The organism is Brevundimonas abyssalis TAR-001 (genome assembly GCF_000466985.1).
Lineage (GTDB): Bacteria > Pseudomonadota > Alphaproteobacteria > Caulobacterales > Caulobacteraceae > Brevundimonas > Brevundimonas abyssalis.
On sequence record NZ_BATC01000061.1, the window covers coordinates 1 to 15,674 of the forward strand.

Sequence of the window (15,674 nt, forward strand, 5' to 3'; positions counted from 1 at the left end):
GCGCGTCCGCTCGAGGCTGAGACGGCCCGGGCCGTCGGGGTCGTCCACCTCGATGGTCAGGGTCTCGCCCGACCGCACCACCAGCGACAGGGCGCCCAGGCGGCGGCTGGTCAGGGCGGCGTCCGGGGCCGTGGGCTCGCGCCAGGCCCCTTCCACCAGGGCGCCGTCGCCCCGGTCCATCATCAGAAGCTCAAGCACCGGGGCGCCGTCCGGAGCCGTGACGCGCCAGCGGCCGTCCAGCGGCCCCATGATGGAATTGGCCCGGAGGGCGGCGGACGTGACCCCCTGCTGATAGACCACCTCGGCGTCGGTGGGGGTGGTCTCGTAGGTCCCGTCATAGGATTCCAGCAGGGCCGGCGCCTCCAGCGCGCGGCGGGTGATCATATAGGCGTCGCCCTCGGCGCCCGGGGTGTCCCACGACGGCTCGTAAGGCCGCACCGGCGGGCCGGAGTACAGCTCCAGCGAGGTGGGCGAAGCCGCCTCATAGGCGACCGGGCCGTCCTGTGCGGCGGTCATGGCGAGGGTCATGGCGATCCAGATCATGGGGAAAGGGTAGCGACAGGAGGCCGCAGCGCAAGACCGGGCCTGCCAGCAAGGGAATCCGGGCTGTTGAGCGAACCGTGAAGCCTGCCGCGTTGACACCCCCCTGCGCAGGTTCGTAAAGCTTTCCGCACTGCATCATCGCTGATTTTTCAATGGTTTGAGAACGATTCGCATGTCGACCGCCTCAGACGCCGACGACGACCAGACCGGCCGTTTCGTGCGCCAGCCCAACGGCCGCATCCGGCCCTTGTCCCCTCACCTCCAGATCTGGCGCTGGCATATCACCATGCTGGCCTCGATCCTGTTCCGCATGACCATCGGCGCCGCCAGCGTCGGCGCGATCCTGGTCATCGGCTGGCTTGGGGCCCTGGCCTTCGGGCCCGAGGCCCATGCCGGGGTGATGGCCTTCATGGGATCGCCCCTGGGGCTGCTGATCGGCTTTGGCCTGACCCTGGTGATGTTCTCCTTCATCCTGAACGGCGGTCGCCACCTGGTGCAGGACACCGGCGCAGCGCTGGAGATCGCGCCGGCCAACCTGCTGTCGCACCTTTCGGTGTGGGGGCCGGTGGTCCTGACGGTGCTGTTCTGGGTCGTCCTGTTCGCTGCCGGGAAGGTTTCGCTGTGAGCGGCTACGCCCAGTACAAGAACCGCGTGAAGATCTCCGAGCGCTACGGGGCCCGTGAGTGGGTGGTGGAGCGGGTCGCCCTGCTGCTGCTCATGCCGCTGGGCGTCTGGGCGGCCTTCAGCGCCTTCACCCTGACCGGCGCCGATTACGACACGGCGACGGCGTGGTTCGCCAGCCCCTTCAACGCCGTGCTGCTCGGCGTCACGGCGGTGGTGTTCCTGGGCTACATCAGCCTGGCGTGGAAGGTGATCATCGAGGACTACATCCACCGGCCCGGCAACAAGGCCTTGTTGATCGGCCTGTCGAACCTGATCTTCCTGGTGCTGGCGGCGACCAGCATCTTCTTCATCACGCGGCTGGCGCTGGGGTCTGCGCCGCTGCCCGCCGGCTTCGGGGCCTGAGGACGACATGGCTGCTTATGAATTCGTCGATCACGAATACGACGTCGTCGTCGTGGGCGCCGGCGGCTCCGGCCTTCGCGCCGCGCTGGGCGCCGCCCAGCAGGGTCTGAAGGTCGCCTGCGTCACCAAGGTTTTCCCGACCCGCTCCCACACCGTGGCCGCCCAGGGCGGCATCTCCGCCTCGCTGGGCAACATGGGCGAGGACGACTGGAAATGGCACATGTACGACACCGTGAAGGGGTCGGACTGGCTGGGCGACCAGGACGCCATTGAATATCTGGTGCGCGAGGCGCCCAAGGCGGTCTACGAGCTGGAGCACTGGGGCGTGCCCTTCAGTCGCACCGAGGACGGCAAGATCTATCAGCGCGCCTTCGGCGGCATGACCCGCAATTTCGGCGAGGGCCCGGTGCAGCGCACCTGCGCCGCCGCCGACCGCACCGGCCACGCCATCCTGCACACCCTGTACGGCCAGTCGGTGCGCCGCGAGGTGAAGTTCTTCGTCGAGTATTTCGCGCTGGACCTGATCATGCAGGACGGCGCCTGCACCGGCGTGACCGCCTGGCAGCTGGACAACGGCCAGCTGCATCGTTTCCGGGCCAAGCTGGTGATCCTGGCCACCGGCGGCTACGGCCGTGCCTATTTCTCGGCCACCAGCGCCCACACCTGCACCGGCGACGGCAACGCCATGGTGCTGCGCGCCGGCCTGCCGCTGCAGGACATGGAGTTCGTGCAGTTCCACCCCACCGGCATCTACGGCGCCGGCTGCCTGATCACCGAGGGCGCACGCGGCGAGGGCGGCTATCTGACCAATTCCGAGGGCGAGCGGTTCATGGAACGCTACGCCCCCTCGGCCAAGGATCTGGCCAGCCGCGACGTGGTCAGCCGCTCCATGACCATCGAGATCCGCGAAGGCCGCGGCGTGGGCCCGAACAAGGACCACATCTTCCTGCATCTGGATCACCTGGATCCCAAGACCCTGCACGCGCGTCTTCCGGGCATTTCCGAAAGCGCCAAGATCTTCGCGGGCGTGGACGTGACCAAGGCCCCGATCCCGGTCCTGCCGACCGTGCACTACAACATGGGCGGCATCCCCACGAACTATCACGGCGAGGTGCTGACCAAGGTGGGCGACAACGCCGACACCGTGGTGCCCGGCCTGATGGCCGTGGGCGAGGCGGCGTGCGTCTCGGTGCACGGCGCCAACCGCCTGGGCTCCAACAGCCTGACCGACCTGGTGGTGTTCGGCCGCGCCGCCGGCCTGCGCGCCGGAGAGGTGGTGGACAAGGCCGCGCCGGTCCCCGCCGCGCCCGCCGGCGCCACCGACGCCCACCTGGCCCGGCTGGACCGCTTCCGCCACGCCTCCGGCGGCACGCCCACGGCCAAGCTGCGCGACGACATGCAGCGGGCCATGCAGTCCGACGCGGCGGTGTTCCGCACCGGCAAGACCCTGGACGAGGGCGTGGCCAAGCTGCGCGCCATCCACGCGGCGGGCGAGGATATCAAGACCACCGATCGCGGCCTGATCTGGAACACCGATCTGGTCGAGACCCTGGAATACGACAACCTGATCGATCAGGCGCTGGTGACCATCGAGAGCGCGGCCAACCGCAAGGAAAGCCGCGGGGCCCACGCCCGCGAGGACTATCCCGACCGCGACGACGCGGAATGGATGAAGCACACCCTGGCGTGGAAGCGTCCGGGACAGGGCGTGGCCATCGATTACCGACCGGTCCACGAGTACACGATGTCCAGCGACATCGACTACATCAAGCCCAAGGCGAGGGTTTACTAAGCATGGTCCAGCTCACCCTTCCGCGCGGTTCCAAGCCTACCACAGGCAAGGTCCACAAGGCCCCCGAAGGCGCGACCAACGTCAAGACCTACAAGGTCTACCGGTATGACCCCGAGGTGGACTCCGATCCGCGCTGGGACGTGTTCGAGGTGTCGGCCGACGACCACGGGCCGATGCTGCTGGACGCCCTGATCCACATCAAGAACACCATCGACCCGACCCTGGCGTTCCGCCGCTCATGCCGCGAAGGCATCTGCGGGTCGTGCTCCATGACCATCGACGGGCGCAACACCCTGTCCTGCACCAAGGGCTGGGAGGAGTGCTCGTCCTCCACCATCACCATCGCGCCCCTGCCCCACCAGCCGGTGGTCAAGGATCTGGTGACGGACCTGAGCCTGTTCTACGCCCAATACGACTCGATCCAGCCCTATCTGCAGTCCGACGAACCGGACCCGACCACCGAGCGCCTTCAGTCGCCGGAGGACCGGGAGAAGCTGGACGGGCTGTACGAGTGCATCCTGTGCGCCTGCTGCTCCACCTCTTGCCCCAGCTACTGGTGGAACCAGAAGGACTACCTGGGCCCGGCGGCGCTGCTGCAGTCCTACCGCTGGATCGCCGACAGCCGCGACGACGCCACCCAGAAGCGGCTGGACGACCTTGAGGACCCCTTCAAGCTCTACCGCTGCCACACCATCATGAACTGCACCCAGGTGTGCCCCAAGGGCCTGAACCCGGCCAAGGCCATCGCCGAGACCAAGAAGCTGATGGTGTCCCGGGAGCGGAACAAGGCGAAGGCTTCGGCCTGATGGTTCATGCGCCGTATTGCTTCGCGACTTGAGGGCTTGTTTCCTTCGCCCTATCGCTTCGCTACTTGAGGGCTGATGGCCAAGATCACCTACATCGAGCATGACGGGACCGAGCACGTCGTCGACGTGAAAAACGGGCTGTCCGTCATGGAGGGCGCGATCCGCAACAATGTGCCGGGCATCGACGCAGACTGCGGCGGCGCCTGCGCCTGCGCCACCTGCCACGTCTATGTGGACGCGGAGTGGCAGGCGGAGACGGGGCGGCCGTCAGCCATGGAGGAGTCCATGCTGGACTTCGCCGAGGCGGTGGAGCCCAACTCGCGGCTATCGTGCCAGATCCGGGTCAGCGACGACCTGGACGGCCTGATCGTGCGCCTGCCGGAAAACCAGCACTGACCATGACCGATCCCCGCCTGATCACGGCGGTGGAGCGGTTGATCGAGGCCGCCGAACGGCCGGGCCACGTGCCGCTGATCGGGATCTCGGGCGCGCAGGGGTCGGGCAAGACCACCCTGGCGCGGGCGGCGGCGCAGGCCTTGGGCTGCGCCCACCTGTCACTGGACGATGTCTATCTGACGCGGGCGGAGCGGGAACAGATGGCGCGCGAGGTCCACCCCCTGTTCGCCACGCGCGGCCCGCCGGGGACCCATGATCTGGCGTTGTTGAGCGCGACGGTCGCGGCCCTGGGCGCCGCCGGACCGGAGCAGACCACGGCCCTGCCCGCCTTCGACAAACTGGCCGATGACCGGAAGCCCCCGTCGCAGTGGCCCGGCTTCAAGGGGCGGCCGCGCGCCGTTCTGGTGGACGGCTGGCTCATCGGCGCGATCCCGCAGAACGCCGACGCCCTCGCCGCGCCGGTCAACGCCCTGGAGCGGAGCGAGGACGCCGACGGCGTCTGGCGGCGTTCGGCCAACGCCCGGCTGGCCGATGGCCAGGCCGCGCTGACCACCGGCTTCGACGGGATCCTTTTTCTGAAGGCGCCGGGCTTCGGTGTCATACTGGACTGGCGCTGCGAACAGGAAGCCGGGCTGCGGGGGAGTGACCCCCCGGCGCTCGGCAAGGATGAGCGGGCGCGGCTGGCCCGCTTCGTCGCCCATTTCGAGCGCATCACCCGCCACATGCTGGCGGGCGGCGTGCGGGCGGACACGGTGGTTCGCCTGGACCGGGACCGGCGGGTCGTGGACGTGGACACCAACGGCGGACCGGAGCGTTAGGACATCATGCTGTTTCGCAAGAAGGACGACCGCCGGTCAGAGCCTCGGCGCCTGACCAATGTGCGCGGCCTGGTGGTGGCGCCCGGTCTCGAACTGGGCTGCGCCGTCGTGGACGAATCCCGCGGCGGCCTGCGCCTGCGGCTGCAGCGCGACGTGCAGCTGCCCGAGGTCGTGATGGTAGTGACCATCGCCGAGGGCGTCGCCCGCGAAGGCCGCGTCGCCTGGAAGAAGGGCCACGAGGCCGGCCTCAGGATCACCGGAACGTCTCGCGTCGACGGCCTGGTCCCCCAGCGCTTCGCCGCCGCACGCGACGCCTGGCTGAGAGCGGGCGGTCGCTGACGGCGGTAAACGGGGAAGTGGTGGTGCCGCCTGCGTGACTCGAACACGCGACCCTCGCATTACGAATGCGATGCTCTACCGGCTGAGCTAAGGCGGCCCGGTGCGCGGGGCGGATGGCCGCGCGCGAGGACGGCTCTTTATACGGGCGGGCGCGGCTTGCCAAGAAGGGACAGCAGGGCGGCTTCGTCGGGGTGCTCCGCGGCCACGGGGGCGAAGGCGGGCGAGCCGCCGAGGGGCGCCGCGGCGGCCGGGGAGATGCAGAACGCGGGCACGGCGCCGGCGGCGGGGACCAGGCCCTCGGTCAGGTCGGCCAGGCGGCGGGCGGCGCGGGGGGAGTGGATGAGGACGCCCTCAAGCTTGCCGGTTTCAGCGCGGCCAGGCCGCGCCCGCCGGGGGCGGTGACGGCGGCGTAGAGGACGGCGGCGCGGGTCTGCACCCCGGCGGTGGTCAGGGCGCCGGGCAGGTCGCCGGCGGGCTCGCGGGCGCCCGCGATCAGGACGGCCCCGCCCCCATGCTGCGCAATGATCAGGTCGGCCAGGGCGGTCACGTCGCCGGAGGCGGAGCGAACGTGGCGGAACCCGGCCTCGCGGGCGGACTCGGCGGTGGCGTCGCCAACGGTGAAAACCGGCAAGGCGCGTTCGGGGTCGAGGGCGGCGAAGGCGGCGACGCCGTTGCGGCTGGTGAAGGCGACGCCGCCGACCCCGGTCAGGTCGAGGCGGGGCTTCAGGCGGCGGACGGCCAGCAGGGGCGAGACCAGCGGGTGATGCCCCATGGCGGTCAGGCGTTCGGCGGTGGCCTCGGCGCCGGGCCGGGCGCGGGTGACCCACAGGCGCAGGGGCGCGTGGGCGGGCCGGTCCATCAGGCGGGGAGTTCCTGATCGCCGGCCTCGGCGTGGACCGCCTCGCCGATGCGCACGCCCAGATCGTGGGCGGTCTCGGTGTCGGGGGCGTCGATTTCCCCCGAATGACGCCAGCGGGCAGAGCCGTCGGGGCTCAGGATCTCGGCGGTCAGAGACAGGCGGTCGTTCTCGATGACGGCATAGGCCCCCACGGCGGTGCGGCAGGAACCCTCCAGCGCCAGCATGGCGCCGCGCTCGGCGGTCACGGCCACGGCGGTGGGGCGATGGTTCAGGGCGGCGGCCCAGGGGGCGAGGGCGTCCGCGGACCGGGTCTGGATGGCCAGGGCCCCTGGCCGGGGGCGGGGACGAAGCGCTCCACGTCCAGACAGGCGGTGATGACCTCGGCCCGGCCCAGACGGTTCAGGCCCGAGGCCGCCAGCAGGATGGCGTCGAAGTCCCCGGCGGCGAGACGGTTCAGGCGGGTGTCCACATTGCCGCGCAGCATCTCGATGCGCAGGTCCGGCCGCGCGGCCAGCAGCTGGGCCTGACGGCGCAGGCTGGCGGTGCCCACCAGCGCCCCGTGGGGCAGGTCTTCAAGACCGGAGTGATTGACGCTGACGAAGGCGTCGCGGTGATCCTCGCGCTCGGGAATGGCGGCCAGCACGAGGCCCGGCGGCATGTCGGCGGGCACGTCCTTGAGCGAATGGACCGCCAGATCGATGCGACCGTCGATCAGGGCCTGCTCGATCTCCTTGGTGAAGAGGGCCTTGCCGCCCACGTCCATCAGGCGGCGGTCCTGGATGCGGTCCCCGGTGGTCACGATGGGGACCAGGATCACCGCGTCCTCGACGCTGTCGTCGTCTGCGCCGAGCGCGCGGGCCACGGCGCGCTGCATCATGCCGGACTGGGCCATGGCCAGGGTCGAGCGGCGGGTTCCGAGGCGAAGGGGCGTGGACAAGGCGGGCGGGCTTTCTGTTGCGCGGGAGGGGGCGGGGGGCTACCTCGACCCGATGAGCATGGGCGCGGACTATAGCAGCGAGGCGGCGGCGGCAACGGCGGCCCCGAAGACGGCTGAAGCGCGCGTCCTGACCGTGCTGGGGCTGGAGACCAGCTGCGACGAGACCGCGGCCTCGGTGGTGCGGCAGATGCCGGACGGCGCGGTTCAGGTGCTGTCCTCCGTGGTGCACAGCCAGATCGCGGAGCACGCCCCCTTCGGCGGGGTGGTGCCCGAGATCGCGGCGCGCAGCCATGTGGAGGCCATCGCGGGCACGGTGCGGCGGGCCATGGAACAATCCGGCGTGGATTTCGAGGGGCTGGACGCGGTGGCGGCGACCGCCGGGCCCGGCCTTGTGGGCGGGGTCATGGTGGGGCTCAGCTTCGGCAAGGCGGTGGCTCTGGCCCGCGGCATTCCCCTGATCGCGGTCAACCACCTTGAGGGCCACGCGGTGTCGGCCCGTCTGGCGGCGCCGGCGCCCTATCCGTTCCTGTTGCTGCTGGTGTCGGGCGGGCACTGCCAGCTGATGGAGGTGCGCGGCATCGGCCACATGACCCGGCTGGGCGCCACCATCGACGACGCAGCGGGCGAGGCGTTCGACAAGATCGCCAAGACTTTGGGCCTGGGTTATCCGGGCGGCCCGGCGCTGGAAAAGCTGGCGGCGACCGGCGACGGGGCGCGGTTCGACCTGCCCCGGGCCCTTCTGGGGCGAAAGGGCTGCGACTTCTCGTTCTCGGGGCTGAAGACGGCGGCGGCCAAGCTGGCGGCCACCTGCGAGACCGATCAGGACCGGGCCGATCTGGCCGATGCGGTGCAGAAGGCCATCGCCCGCCAGCTGACCGAGCGGTCGGCGCGGGCCATGGACGACTATGGGACGCGCCATGAGCACCGCCTGCTGGTGGTGGCGGGCGGGGTCGCGGCCAATCGCACGGTGCGCACCGAACTGGAGCGCGCGGCGACCGCATGCGGTTTTGAGTTTATGGCGCCGCCGCTGGCCTATTGCACCGACAACGCGGCCATGATCGCCCTGGCCGGGGCGGAACGACTGGCGCTGGGGCTGGTTTCGGACATCGATGTGGCGGCCCGGCCCCGCTGGCCGCTGGACGAGGCGACGGCCCTGGCCGATCCGCTCTATAAAACAGGCCGCAAAGGCGCGAAGGCGTAAGGGAGAAGCCATGGGTGAGTTCCGCACGGCGGGGGTGATCGGCGCGGGCGCCTGGGGCACCGCCCTGGCCCAGGTCTGCGCACGGGCCGGACTGAAGACCACGCTGCAGGCCCGCGAGGCCGAGGTGGTCGAGAGCATCCGCAACCGGCGCAGCAACGACCTGTTCCTGCCCGGCGTGACGCTGGAGGACGGCGTCGCCGCCACCACCGACATGGCGGATCTGAAAGGCTGCGACCTGATCCTGGCCGTGCCGCCGGCCCAGCACCTGCGGGGCACGCTGGAGGCGTTCCGGGACCAGACCGGCGGGGGCGCGCCGGTGGTGCTGTGCTCCAAGGGCATCGAGCGCGGTTCGCTGAAATTGATGACCGAGGTGCTGGCGGAAGTGCTGCCCGACACGCCGTCGGCGGTGCTGTCCGGCCCCAGTTTCGCCGGCGAGGTGGCGCGCGGCCTGCCCACCGCCGTGACCCTGGCCTGTGAGGACGAGGCGCTGGGCAAGGCCATCGCCGCGGCCATCGCCACCCCGACCTTCCGGCCCTATCTGGCCGACGATCTGGTGGGCGCCGAGATCGGCGGGGCCATCAAGAATGTGCTGGCCATCGCCTGCGGCATCGTCGAGGGCCGCGAGCTGGGCCGCAGCGCCCACGCCGCCCTGATCACCCGGGCTTCGCCGAGATCACCCGCATCGCCGAGGCTCTGGGCGGGCGGCCCGAGACCGTGCGGGGTCTGTGCGGTCTGGGCGATCTGGTGCTGACCTGCTCCAGCCCCCAATCGCGCAACATGAGTCTGGGCCTGGCGCTGGGCCGGGGCCAGACGGTGACGGAGGCCCTGGCCGGCAAGCGGTCGGTGGCTGAGGGCTATGAGAGCGCCCCGGCCGTGCGCGACCTGTGCGAGAAGCTGGCGGTGGACGCGCCCATCTGCACCGCCACCGCCGAGGTTCTGGCCGGGCGCTGGAGCGTGGACCAGGCCATAGAGGATCTGCTGACCCGCCCGATCCGCGTCGAGGCGGACTAGGTGGCTGAAGCCCGACCGCCCGAACCCCCGACCGAGCGCAAGCGGGTGTGGAAGACGCCGCCCGGCGTGACCCTGTGCGCGGAGGCCGACATCGCCGATCCCGGCTCGCGCGCCTTCGTGCTGCAGATCGGCGAGGCCTATTTTCATGGCTTCGTGGTGCGCAAGGACGACCAGGTGGCCGGCTGGGTTGACCGCTGTCCGCACCAGGGCTTTCCGCTGGCCATCGAGCTGGACCGCTACCTGACCCGGGACGGAGAGTTGATCCTGTGCGGCTGGCACGGGGCGGTGTTCAAACCCCTGACCGGCGAATGCGTGGGCGGTCCCTGCGCCGGAGGGCGGCTGACGCCCTGGCCGGTGGAGGCCTCGGGCGGGGTCATCCGCACGGCCTGACGGCGGCCGGGTCAGCGCAGCCCGTCCTCGATGGCGTCGATGTCGTCGTCAGACAGGCCGAAGTGGTGACCGATCTCGTGGATCAGCACATGGGCGATGATCTCCGACAGGCCCACGTCGCCGCGCTCGCACCACTCGTCCAGAATCGGACGGCGATACAGATAGACCCGCGAGGCGTCGGAGACGGATCAAAGCCGGTGCGCTGGGACAGATCGACCCCGTGATACAGGCCGGTCAGCTCGAACGGGTCCTGCATGCCCATTTCCGACAGGGTCTCGGAATCGGCGAAATCGAGGATGCGGAACTCCACATCGCCGGCGAAGGCGCGGAACCCCTCGGGCAGGCCGGCGAAGGCAGACTCGGCCAGACGGGCGAAGTCATCCAGGGAGGGGGCGGTCTGGTCGGTCCAGGCGGGTTCGGCATCGGTCATGGGGCTGATATCGGGCGTGCGGGCCGCCAAGGCAACGTGGCGGTCCGCACCGTGATGGATTTGGCCCGTTCCGGGTTATGGTGAACGCCGAATCGGCGGGTGAGGACCATGGCTGAGGCCGACATCGCTTTCGTGGCCGCCGCCGGGGCGGCAGGGCTGGCCCTGTCTGTCAGCGCCTGGGCCTGGCGGCTGAGAAACCGCATGCTGGCGCGCGCGTCGGCGGCGGATGCGCGTCAGACCGCCCTGGAATCGCGCCTGGCCGACCGCGACGCGGGTCTGGGCGCCTTCGGCGAAATCTATCTGGGCCTGACGGCGGATGGCGAAGGCGCGGAGCCCCAGGGCGAACCCGCCGACATCCGGCGGGTGCGCGCCGTGCTGCTGGGCGACGGGGAGGGTGATCTGCTGATGGCTCTGGTCGCCAGCGCGCCGGAGAACGCCGACCGGCTGGCGCGGCTGCAGACCCAGGGCGCGCCCTGCGACTTCCTGGCCCGCACGCCGCGCGGCATTCTCAGGGTCCAGGGCCGGGCCGCGGCGGGCGCCGCCTGGCTGAAGCTGTCCAGCGAAGTGCTTCGCGGCCATGACGGCGCGGACGAGGCTGAGCCCCTGACGGAGCTTTCGCCGGTTCCCTCCTGGCGCGTGGACGGGACCGGGCGGCTGGTCTGGGCCAACCGCGCCTGGCTGGAAGAGGTGAAGGCCGAGAGCGTGGCCGACGCCGTGGACCGGGGCCTGGGCTTTGACCGGGGCGCCGACGCCCTGATCGCCGAGGCGCGCGGCTGGGCATGAGACAGGAAGGGTTCCGCTGGACCTCCGGCGGCGGCCGGCGGCGGGCGTGGCGCATCATCGCCGAACCGCTGGGCCGGGCGGAAAGCGGCGAGGCCCTGGGCGCGGCGGCCTTCGCCCTGGACGTGACCGAGGCCGAAGAGACCCGCGACACCCTGCGCCGCCATGTGGAGGGGCACGACGAGACCCTGAACCATCTGGCCGACGCGGTGGCCATCTTCGGCCCGTCCAAGCGGCTGGCCTATCACAACACCGCCTTCCAGCAGCTGTTCGGCATCGACCCGGCGTGGCTGGACGACCGCCCGACCCACGCCGAACTGCTGGATCGCCTGCGCCAGCGCCGCCAGCTGCCGGAGCGGGACGACTATCCGGCTTGGAAGGCGCACGAGCTGGAGTTCTACGGGGCCACCGAAGCCGCGCCGGACGACAGCTGGTCCCTGCCCGACGGGCGGACCCTGCGGGTGGTCCGCCAGCCGCATCCGCTGGGCGGGGTGCTGCTGCTGTTCTCGGACATCACCGGCGAGCTGGACCTGCGCAGCCGCTACAACGCCCAGATCCAGGTGCAGCGCGCCACCCTCGACAAGCTGAACGACGCGGTGGCGGTGTTCGGGTCGGACGGACGGCTGCGTCTGCACAACGAGGCCTTCGAGACCTTCTGGGGCGTGACCGCAGACCAGCTGGGCGAGGCCAGTGATTTCGATTCCCTGGCCGAGCTGTGCAAGCGCACCGCGCCCGACGCGGCCCTTTGGCTGGGCCTGAAGGCGCGGGTGGCCGATCCCGATCCCGAGAGCCGCGTGGCGGTGTCGGGCGAAACCCGCACCGAGGACGGCCGGCTGGCCGCCTGGCAGACGCGGCCCCTGCCCGACGGCGCGACCCTGGTGGCCTTCGCCGACGTGACCGCCCGGCGCGAGCTGGAGCAGGCCCTGACCGAGCGGGAGGCGGCCCTGCGCGAGAGTCAGGAGCTGAAACGCCAGTTCGTGGGCAGCGTCTCCTATGAACTGCGCACGCCCCTGACCACCATCGTCGGCTATTCCGAACTGCTGGAGGCGCAAGGCTTGCTGGACGAGCGGACGCGCCAGCACGCGGGGGCGATCCGGGTGGCGGCCAATCAGCTGGCCCGCTCCATCGACGACGTGCTGGACATGGCCCAGATCGACGCGGGCGAGATGGACCTGAGTCTGGGCGACGTGCAGGTCTGCGACGTGCTGGAGCAGTGCGCGGAGCGGGTGCGGGCGCGGGTCGAGGGCCGCGGCGGGGTGGTCGAGGTCGTCTGCCCGGACAAGATCGGCGCGGTGCGGGCGGATCAGAAGCGACTGGTCCAGGCGCTGGATCACCTGCTGGACAACGCCGCCCGCTCCATCAGCGAAGGCGGCCGCGTGACCCTGGAGGCCGCGCGCGGCGTCGGCGAGACGCGGTTCCGCGTCACCGACACGGGCCACGGCATCCCCTATCACCTGCAGGCCCACGTCTTTGACCGCTACATCCAGCGCGAGCGCGGCGGGCCCGGCGTGGCCTTGGCCCTGGTCAAGGCGCTGATCGAACTGCACGGGGGCTGGGCCGAGCTGGAGAGCGAGCCGGGCCGGGGCGCCAGCTTCATCCTGCACCTGCCGCACGACATCCAGCCGGCGGCCGCCCATCCGGAGCTGGGCCTCGAGCTTCAGGAAGGCCGGGCATGACGAAACGCCTCAAGACCGCCCTGATCTACGATTTCGACGGCACCCTGGCGCGGGGAAACATGCAGGAGGTGACCTTCATCCCCTCGGTCGGCATGGGCATCGGCGATTTCTGGGCCGAGGCGGACCGCCTGACCCGCGAGGCCGACGGCGACAACATCCTGATGTACATGCAGCTGATGCTGGCCCGGGCGCGCGAGAACGGCCAGCCGATCACGCGACGGGACCTGCTCGAGCACGGCCATGACGTGAAGCTGTTCGACGGGCTCAAGACCGACCTGACCGGACCCGGCTGGTTCACGCGCATCGACGCCTTCGGCGCCCGTTACGGCCTGGACATCGAGCACTACATCATCTCGGCCGGGCTGGAGGAGATGATCGAGGGCTGTCCCATCCGCGATGCCTTCCGCCACGTGTTCGCGTCCAAATTCGTCTATGATGACAAGGGCGTGGCCGTGTGGCCGGCGGTGGGAGTGAACTACACCACCAAGACCCAGTACCTGTTCCGCATCAACAAGGGCGTGCTGAACCACTACGAGCACGAGCGCATCAACCGCTTCATCCCCGATGACGAGCGGCCGATCCCGTTCGACCGCATGATCTTCCTGGGCGACGGCGACACCGACGTGCCCACCATGAAGATGATGCACACCAAGGGCGGCTTCTCCATCGCCGTCTATGACCCGCGCAATTCCGACCGCGACCAGCAGAAGATCTATTCGCTGATCTCGGAGGACCGGGTGAATTTCGTCGCCGCCGCCGACTATCGCGAGGGCTCGCCCCTCGATCTGATCGTCAAAGGCTGATCGGCCGCATCGCGGTCAACGCCGGGACCCGTCCGGCGGATCAATAGGCCTGCGGCGCCGGTTCCGGTTGCACCTGTCGGCGGGATCGCTAGGGTTCGTCAGGAACCGCAACACCTGTGGAGACTGAACGCCCGTGCGATCGCTGTCGGCCGTCCTGATCGGTCTGTTTGTCTGGCTGGCGGCCCTGCCCGCCGACGCCCAGGTGCAGCGCACCGAGCGCATCGCCGCCGAACTGGTCCCCATGAGCCAGTGGGCCGCGCCGGGCTCCACCGCCGTGGTGGCCGTGCGGCAGGACATCGAGCCCGGCTGGCACACCTACTGGCGCAATCCGGGCGACTCCGGCGGACCCACCGAACTGGACTGGACCCTGCCCGGCGGGGTGGAGGCGGGCGACATCGTCTGGCCCCTGCCCGAGCGCCAGCGGCTGCAGAGCCTGATGAACTACGGCTATTCGGACCAGATCTATCTGCCGGTCCCCATCGAGATCCCGGCCGATGCGGCGCCGGGCTCGGTGCTGTCGCTGTCGGTGGACGCCCTGTTCATGGTGTGCAGCGACGAGATGTGCGTGCCGGACGAGCTGACCCTGACGCTGGACCTGCGCGTGGACGACGGGGAGGCCCCGCTGGACCGGGCGCACGGCGCGGCCATTTCCCGCATCCTCGAGACCGCCCCACGCCCCGGCGACCTGACCGCGCGGGTGACGCGTCAGGGCGAGACGGTGCTGCTGACCGTCACGGGCGAGGCCCTGTCGGGCGAAGATCTTTCCGACGTCTATTTCTTCCCCTTCGAGGGCGGGGTCATCGACCATCCGGCCGAACAGCCGGGCGAGCGGGGATCCGACGGCCTGTCGCTGACCCTGACGGCCGGTCGGGCCATTCTGACCGGCGGTCTGAACGGCCCGATGGCCGGGGTGCTGTCCACATCGGCGGGCGCCTGGGAGATCACCGCCGAGGTCGGCGAGCCGCTGGCGGGAACCACCGGCGAGGGCGCCCTGGCGGAGCGCGCGGCGCCGACAGGGGTCGGCCTGTTCCTGCAGGCGGCGCTGTTCGCCCTGATCGGCGGACTGATCCTGAACCTGATGCCGTGCGTGTTCCCGATCCTGGCCATGAAGGCGGCGGCGCTGTCGGCCTCGGCCCACGAGCCGGGCGAGGCGCGGCGGGACGGGCTGGCCTTCCTGGCCGGGGTGCTGACCACCTTCCTGATCCTGGCCGTCGCCTGATCGCCTTGCGGGCCGCGGGGCAGGCCGTGGGCTGGGGCTTCCAGCTGCAGTCGCCCGGCGTGATTGCGGGCCTGGCCCTGCTGATGCTGGCGGTGGGTCTGAACCTGTCGGGCGTGTTCCATGTGGGCATGGCGGCGCAGGGCCTGGCCGAGGGCGGCGCGGGCGGACGCCTGTCGCGCCTGCCGGGCAGCGTGGGGGCCTTCTTCACCGGCGTTCTGGCGGTGGTGGTGGCGGCGCCGTGCACCGCGCCCTTCATGGCCTTTGCCCTCGGCGCCGCGCTCGTCATGCCCGCGCCCATGGCCGTGGCGGTGTTCCTGATGCTGGGGCTGGGTCTGGCCCTGCCCTATGTGGCGGTGAGCCTGTCGCCGGGCCTGCTGAAGCGGTTTCCGCGCCCCGGTCCGTGGATGGACCGGCTCAAGGGCGTGCTGGCCTTTCCCATGTACGGCGCGGCCCTGTGGCTGGTGTGGGTGTTCGCCCGTCAGGCCGGGGCGGAGTCCCTGGCCCTGCTGATGACCGGCGCCTGATGCTGGCCCTGGGCCTGTTCCTGTGGGCTGGCGGCAGGCGGCGCGGGCCGAGGGACGCGGCGGGGTGGTCAGCACCGTGGCCGCCGTCCTGTCCATCGTCGCGGCCATGGGCTGGCGGGCGGCG

The 15,674-nt window shown here is 70.7% G+C and carries 16 protein-coding genes, 1 tRNA gene and 4 pseudogenes; 15 read left to right on the forward strand and 6 right to left on the reverse strand.

The features are described from left to right. Window positions 1–543, reverse strand: a pseudogene (locus tag MBEBAB_RS12410) (hypothetical protein); the annotation flags it as partial. Between the two features lie 172 nt (window positions 544–715). Between MBEBAB_RS12410 and sdhC the strand changes: the two are divergent. The 7 genes from sdhC to MBEBAB_RS12445 all read left to right on the forward strand — a co-directional run bounded on the left by sdhC (window position 716) and on the right by MBEBAB_RS12445 (window position 5,720). Beyond that, the gene (gene sdhC, locus MBEBAB_RS12415; RefSeq protein WP_021698344.1) at window positions 716–1,168 is read left to right on the forward strand and encodes a succinate dehydrogenase, cytochrome b556 subunit; all 453 of its coding nucleotides are present in this window, start codon (window positions 716–718) and stop codon (window positions 1,166–1,168) included. Further along, window positions 1,165–1,569, forward strand: a complete 405-nt coding sequence (sdhD, locus tag MBEBAB_RS12420; RefSeq protein ID WP_021698345.1) for a succinate dehydrogenase, hydrophobic membrane anchor protein — start codon at window positions 1,165–1,167, stop codon at window positions 1,567–1,569. The genes sdhC and sdhD overlap by 4 nt, the downstream gene beginning before the upstream one ends. 7 nt (window positions 1,570–1,576) lie before the next feature. Next, window positions 1,577–3,361, forward strand: a complete 1,785-nt coding sequence (gene sdhA, locus MBEBAB_RS12425) for a succinate dehydrogenase flavoprotein subunit (protein WP_021698346.1) — start codon at window positions 1,577–1,579, stop codon at window positions 3,359–3,361. Window positions 3,362–3,363: 2 nt separating this feature from the next. Then, complete coding sequence (locus MBEBAB_RS12430; RefSeq protein ID WP_021698347.1) at window positions 3,364–4,167, forward strand: succinate dehydrogenase iron-sulfur subunit; 804 nt, start codon at window positions 3,364–3,366, stop codon at window positions 4,165–4,167. A gap of 75 nt (window positions 4,168–4,242) precedes the next feature. Then, complete coding sequence (locus MBEBAB_RS12435; RefSeq protein ID WP_021698348.1) at window positions 4,243–4,563, forward strand: 2Fe-2S iron-sulfur cluster-binding protein; 321 nt, start codon at window positions 4,243–4,245, stop codon at window positions 4,561–4,563. Between the two features lie 2 nt (window positions 4,564–4,565). After that, window positions 4,566–5,381, forward strand: a complete 816-nt coding sequence (locus MBEBAB_RS12440) for a D-glycerate 3-kinase plant type (protein WP_021698349.1) — start codon at window positions 4,566–4,568, stop codon at window positions 5,379–5,381. A 6-nt stretch (window positions 5,382–5,387) separates the two neighbouring features. Beyond that, the gene (locus tag MBEBAB_RS12445) at window positions 5,388–5,720 is read left to right on the forward strand and encodes a PilZ domain-containing protein (RefSeq protein WP_021698350.1); all 333 of its coding nucleotides are present in this window, start codon (window positions 5,388–5,390) and stop codon (window positions 5,718–5,720) included. Window positions 5,721–5,741: 21 nt separating this feature from the next. On the opposite strand, the gene MBEBAB_RS12450 is transcribed toward MBEBAB_RS12445, so the two are convergent. From MBEBAB_RS12450 to hemC, 4 genes and pseudogenes are all read right to left on the reverse strand, one after another. After that, window positions 5,742–5,817 (reverse strand) — tRNA-Thr (locus MBEBAB_RS12450). Between the two features lie 40 nt (window positions 5,818–5,857). Continuing rightward, a complete protein-coding gene (locus MBEBAB_RS18145) occupies window positions 5,858–5,992 on the reverse strand; it encodes a hypothetical protein (protein WP_021698351.1) in 135 nt (44 codons plus the stop codon). 29 nt (window positions 5,993–6,021) lie between these two features. Further along, on the reverse strand, window positions 6,022–6,579 hold the full coding sequence (locus MBEBAB_RS12460) for a uroporphyrinogen-III synthase (protein ID WP_021698352.1): 558 nt from the start codon (window positions 6,577–6,579) through the stop codon (window positions 6,022–6,024). Continuing rightward, a pseudogene (hemC, locus tag MBEBAB_RS12465) lies at window positions 6,579–7,471 on the reverse strand (hydroxymethylbilane synthase). Before hemC ends, MBEBAB_RS12460 begins: the two are co-directional and overlap by 1 nt. 97 nt (window positions 7,472–7,568) lie before the next feature. Here hemC and tsaD point away from each other — a divergent pair. The 3 genes and pseudogenes from tsaD (at window position 7,569) to MBEBAB_RS12480 (ending at window position 10,118) form a co-directional block, all read left to right on the forward strand. Further along, complete coding sequence (gene tsaD / locus MBEBAB_RS12470; protein ID WP_021698354.1) at window positions 7,569–8,717, forward strand: tRNA (adenosine(37)-N6)-threonylcarbamoyltransferase complex transferase subunit TsaD; 1,149 nt, start codon at window positions 7,569–7,571, stop codon at window positions 8,715–8,717. Window positions 8,718–8,727: 10 nt separating this feature from the next. Further along, window positions 8,728–9,728 (forward strand): annotated as a pseudogene (locus MBEBAB_RS12475) (NAD(P)H-dependent glycerol-3-phosphate dehydrogenase). Next, the gene (locus MBEBAB_RS12480) at window positions 9,729–10,118 is read left to right on the forward strand and encodes a Rieske (2Fe-2S) protein (RefSeq protein WP_021698356.1); all 390 of its coding nucleotides are present in this window, start codon (window positions 9,729–9,731) and stop codon (window positions 10,116–10,118) included. 11 nt (window positions 10,119–10,129) lie between these two features. Here MBEBAB_RS12480 and MBEBAB_RS12485 read toward each other — a convergent pair. Beyond that, window positions 10,130–10,548: pseudogene (locus tag MBEBAB_RS12485) on the reverse strand (metallopeptidase family protein). Between the two features lie 108 nt (window positions 10,549–10,656). Between MBEBAB_RS12485 and MBEBAB_RS17730 the strand changes: the two are divergent. The 5 genes from MBEBAB_RS17730 to MBEBAB_RS17740 all read left to right on the forward strand — a co-directional run bounded on the left by MBEBAB_RS17730 (window position 10,657) and on the right by MBEBAB_RS17740 (window position 15,550). Next, window positions 10,657–11,331 (forward strand): hypothetical protein, encoded by a 675-nt coding sequence (locus MBEBAB_RS17730; RefSeq protein WP_242397166.1) that lies wholly within the window; start codon window positions 10,657–10,659, stop codon window positions 11,329–11,331. Further along, a complete protein-coding gene (locus MBEBAB_RS12490) occupies window positions 11,328–13,004 on the forward strand; it encodes a sensor histidine kinase (RefSeq protein WP_242397167.1) in 1,677 nt (558 codons plus the stop codon). Before MBEBAB_RS17730 ends, MBEBAB_RS12490 begins: the two co-directional genes overlap by 4 nt. Next, the gene (locus tag MBEBAB_RS12495) at window positions 13,001–13,807 is read left to right on the forward strand and encodes an HAD family hydrolase (RefSeq protein ID WP_021698359.1); all 807 of its coding nucleotides are present in this window, start codon (window positions 13,001–13,003) and stop codon (window positions 13,805–13,807) included. The genes MBEBAB_RS12490 and MBEBAB_RS12495 overlap by 4 nt, the downstream gene beginning before the upstream one ends. A 133-nt stretch (window positions 13,808–13,940) precedes the next feature. Further along, window positions 13,941–15,026: a protein-disulfide reductase DsbD domain-containing protein gene (locus MBEBAB_RS17735; RefSeq protein WP_021698360.1), complete on the forward strand. Its 1,086-nt coding sequence runs from the start codon at window positions 13,941–13,943 to the stop codon at window positions 15,024–15,026. Between the two features lie 26 nt (window positions 15,027–15,052). Next, complete coding sequence (locus MBEBAB_RS17740; RefSeq protein ID WP_021698361.1) at window positions 15,053–15,550, forward strand: cytochrome c biogenesis protein CcdA; 498 nt, start codon at window positions 15,053–15,055, stop codon at window positions 15,548–15,550. Window positions 15,551–15,674 lie beyond the last annotated feature (124 nt).

Coding starts and splice junctions, on each gene's coding strand:
- MBEBAB_RS12440 (WP_021698349.1), top strand. CDS start 4,566: ATGACCGATCCCCGCCTGATCACGGCGGTGGAGCGGTTGATCGAGGCC.
- tsaD (WP_021698354.1), top strand. CDS start 7,569: ATGAGCATGGGCGCGGACTATAGCAGCGAGGCGGCGGCGGCAACGGCG.
- MBEBAB_RS17730 (WP_242397166.1), top strand. CDS start 10,657: ATGGCTGAGGCCGACATCGCTTTCGTGGCCGCCGCCGGGGCGGCAGGG.
- sdhA (WP_021698346.1), top strand. CDS start 1,577: ATGGCTGCTTATGAATTCGTCGATCACGAATACGACGTCGTCGTCGTG.
- MBEBAB_RS12435 (WP_021698348.1), top strand. CDS start 4,243: ATGGCCAAGATCACCTACATCGAGCATGACGGGACCGAGCACGTCGTC.
- sdhC (WP_021698344.1), top strand. CDS start 716: ATGTCGACCGCCTCAGACGCCGACGACGACCAGACCGGCCGTTTCGTG.
- MBEBAB_RS12445 (WP_021698350.1), top strand. CDS start 5,388: ATGCTGTTTCGCAAGAAGGACGACCGCCGGTCAGAGCCTCGGCGCCTG.
- MBEBAB_RS12490 (WP_242397167.1), top strand. CDS start 11,328: ATGAGACAGGAAGGGTTCCGCTGGACCTCCGGCGGCGGCCGGCGGCGG.
- MBEBAB_RS12460 (WP_021698352.1), bottom strand. CDS start 6,579: ATGGACCGGCCCGCCCACGCGCCCCTGCGCCTGTGGGTCACCCGCGCC.
- MBEBAB_RS12495 (WP_021698359.1), top strand. CDS start 13,001: ATGACGAAACGCCTCAAGACCGCCCTGATCTACGATTTCGACGGCACC.
- MBEBAB_RS12430 (WP_021698347.1), top strand. CDS start 3,364: ATGGTCCAGCTCACCCTTCCGCGCGGTTCCAAGCCTACCACAGGCAAG.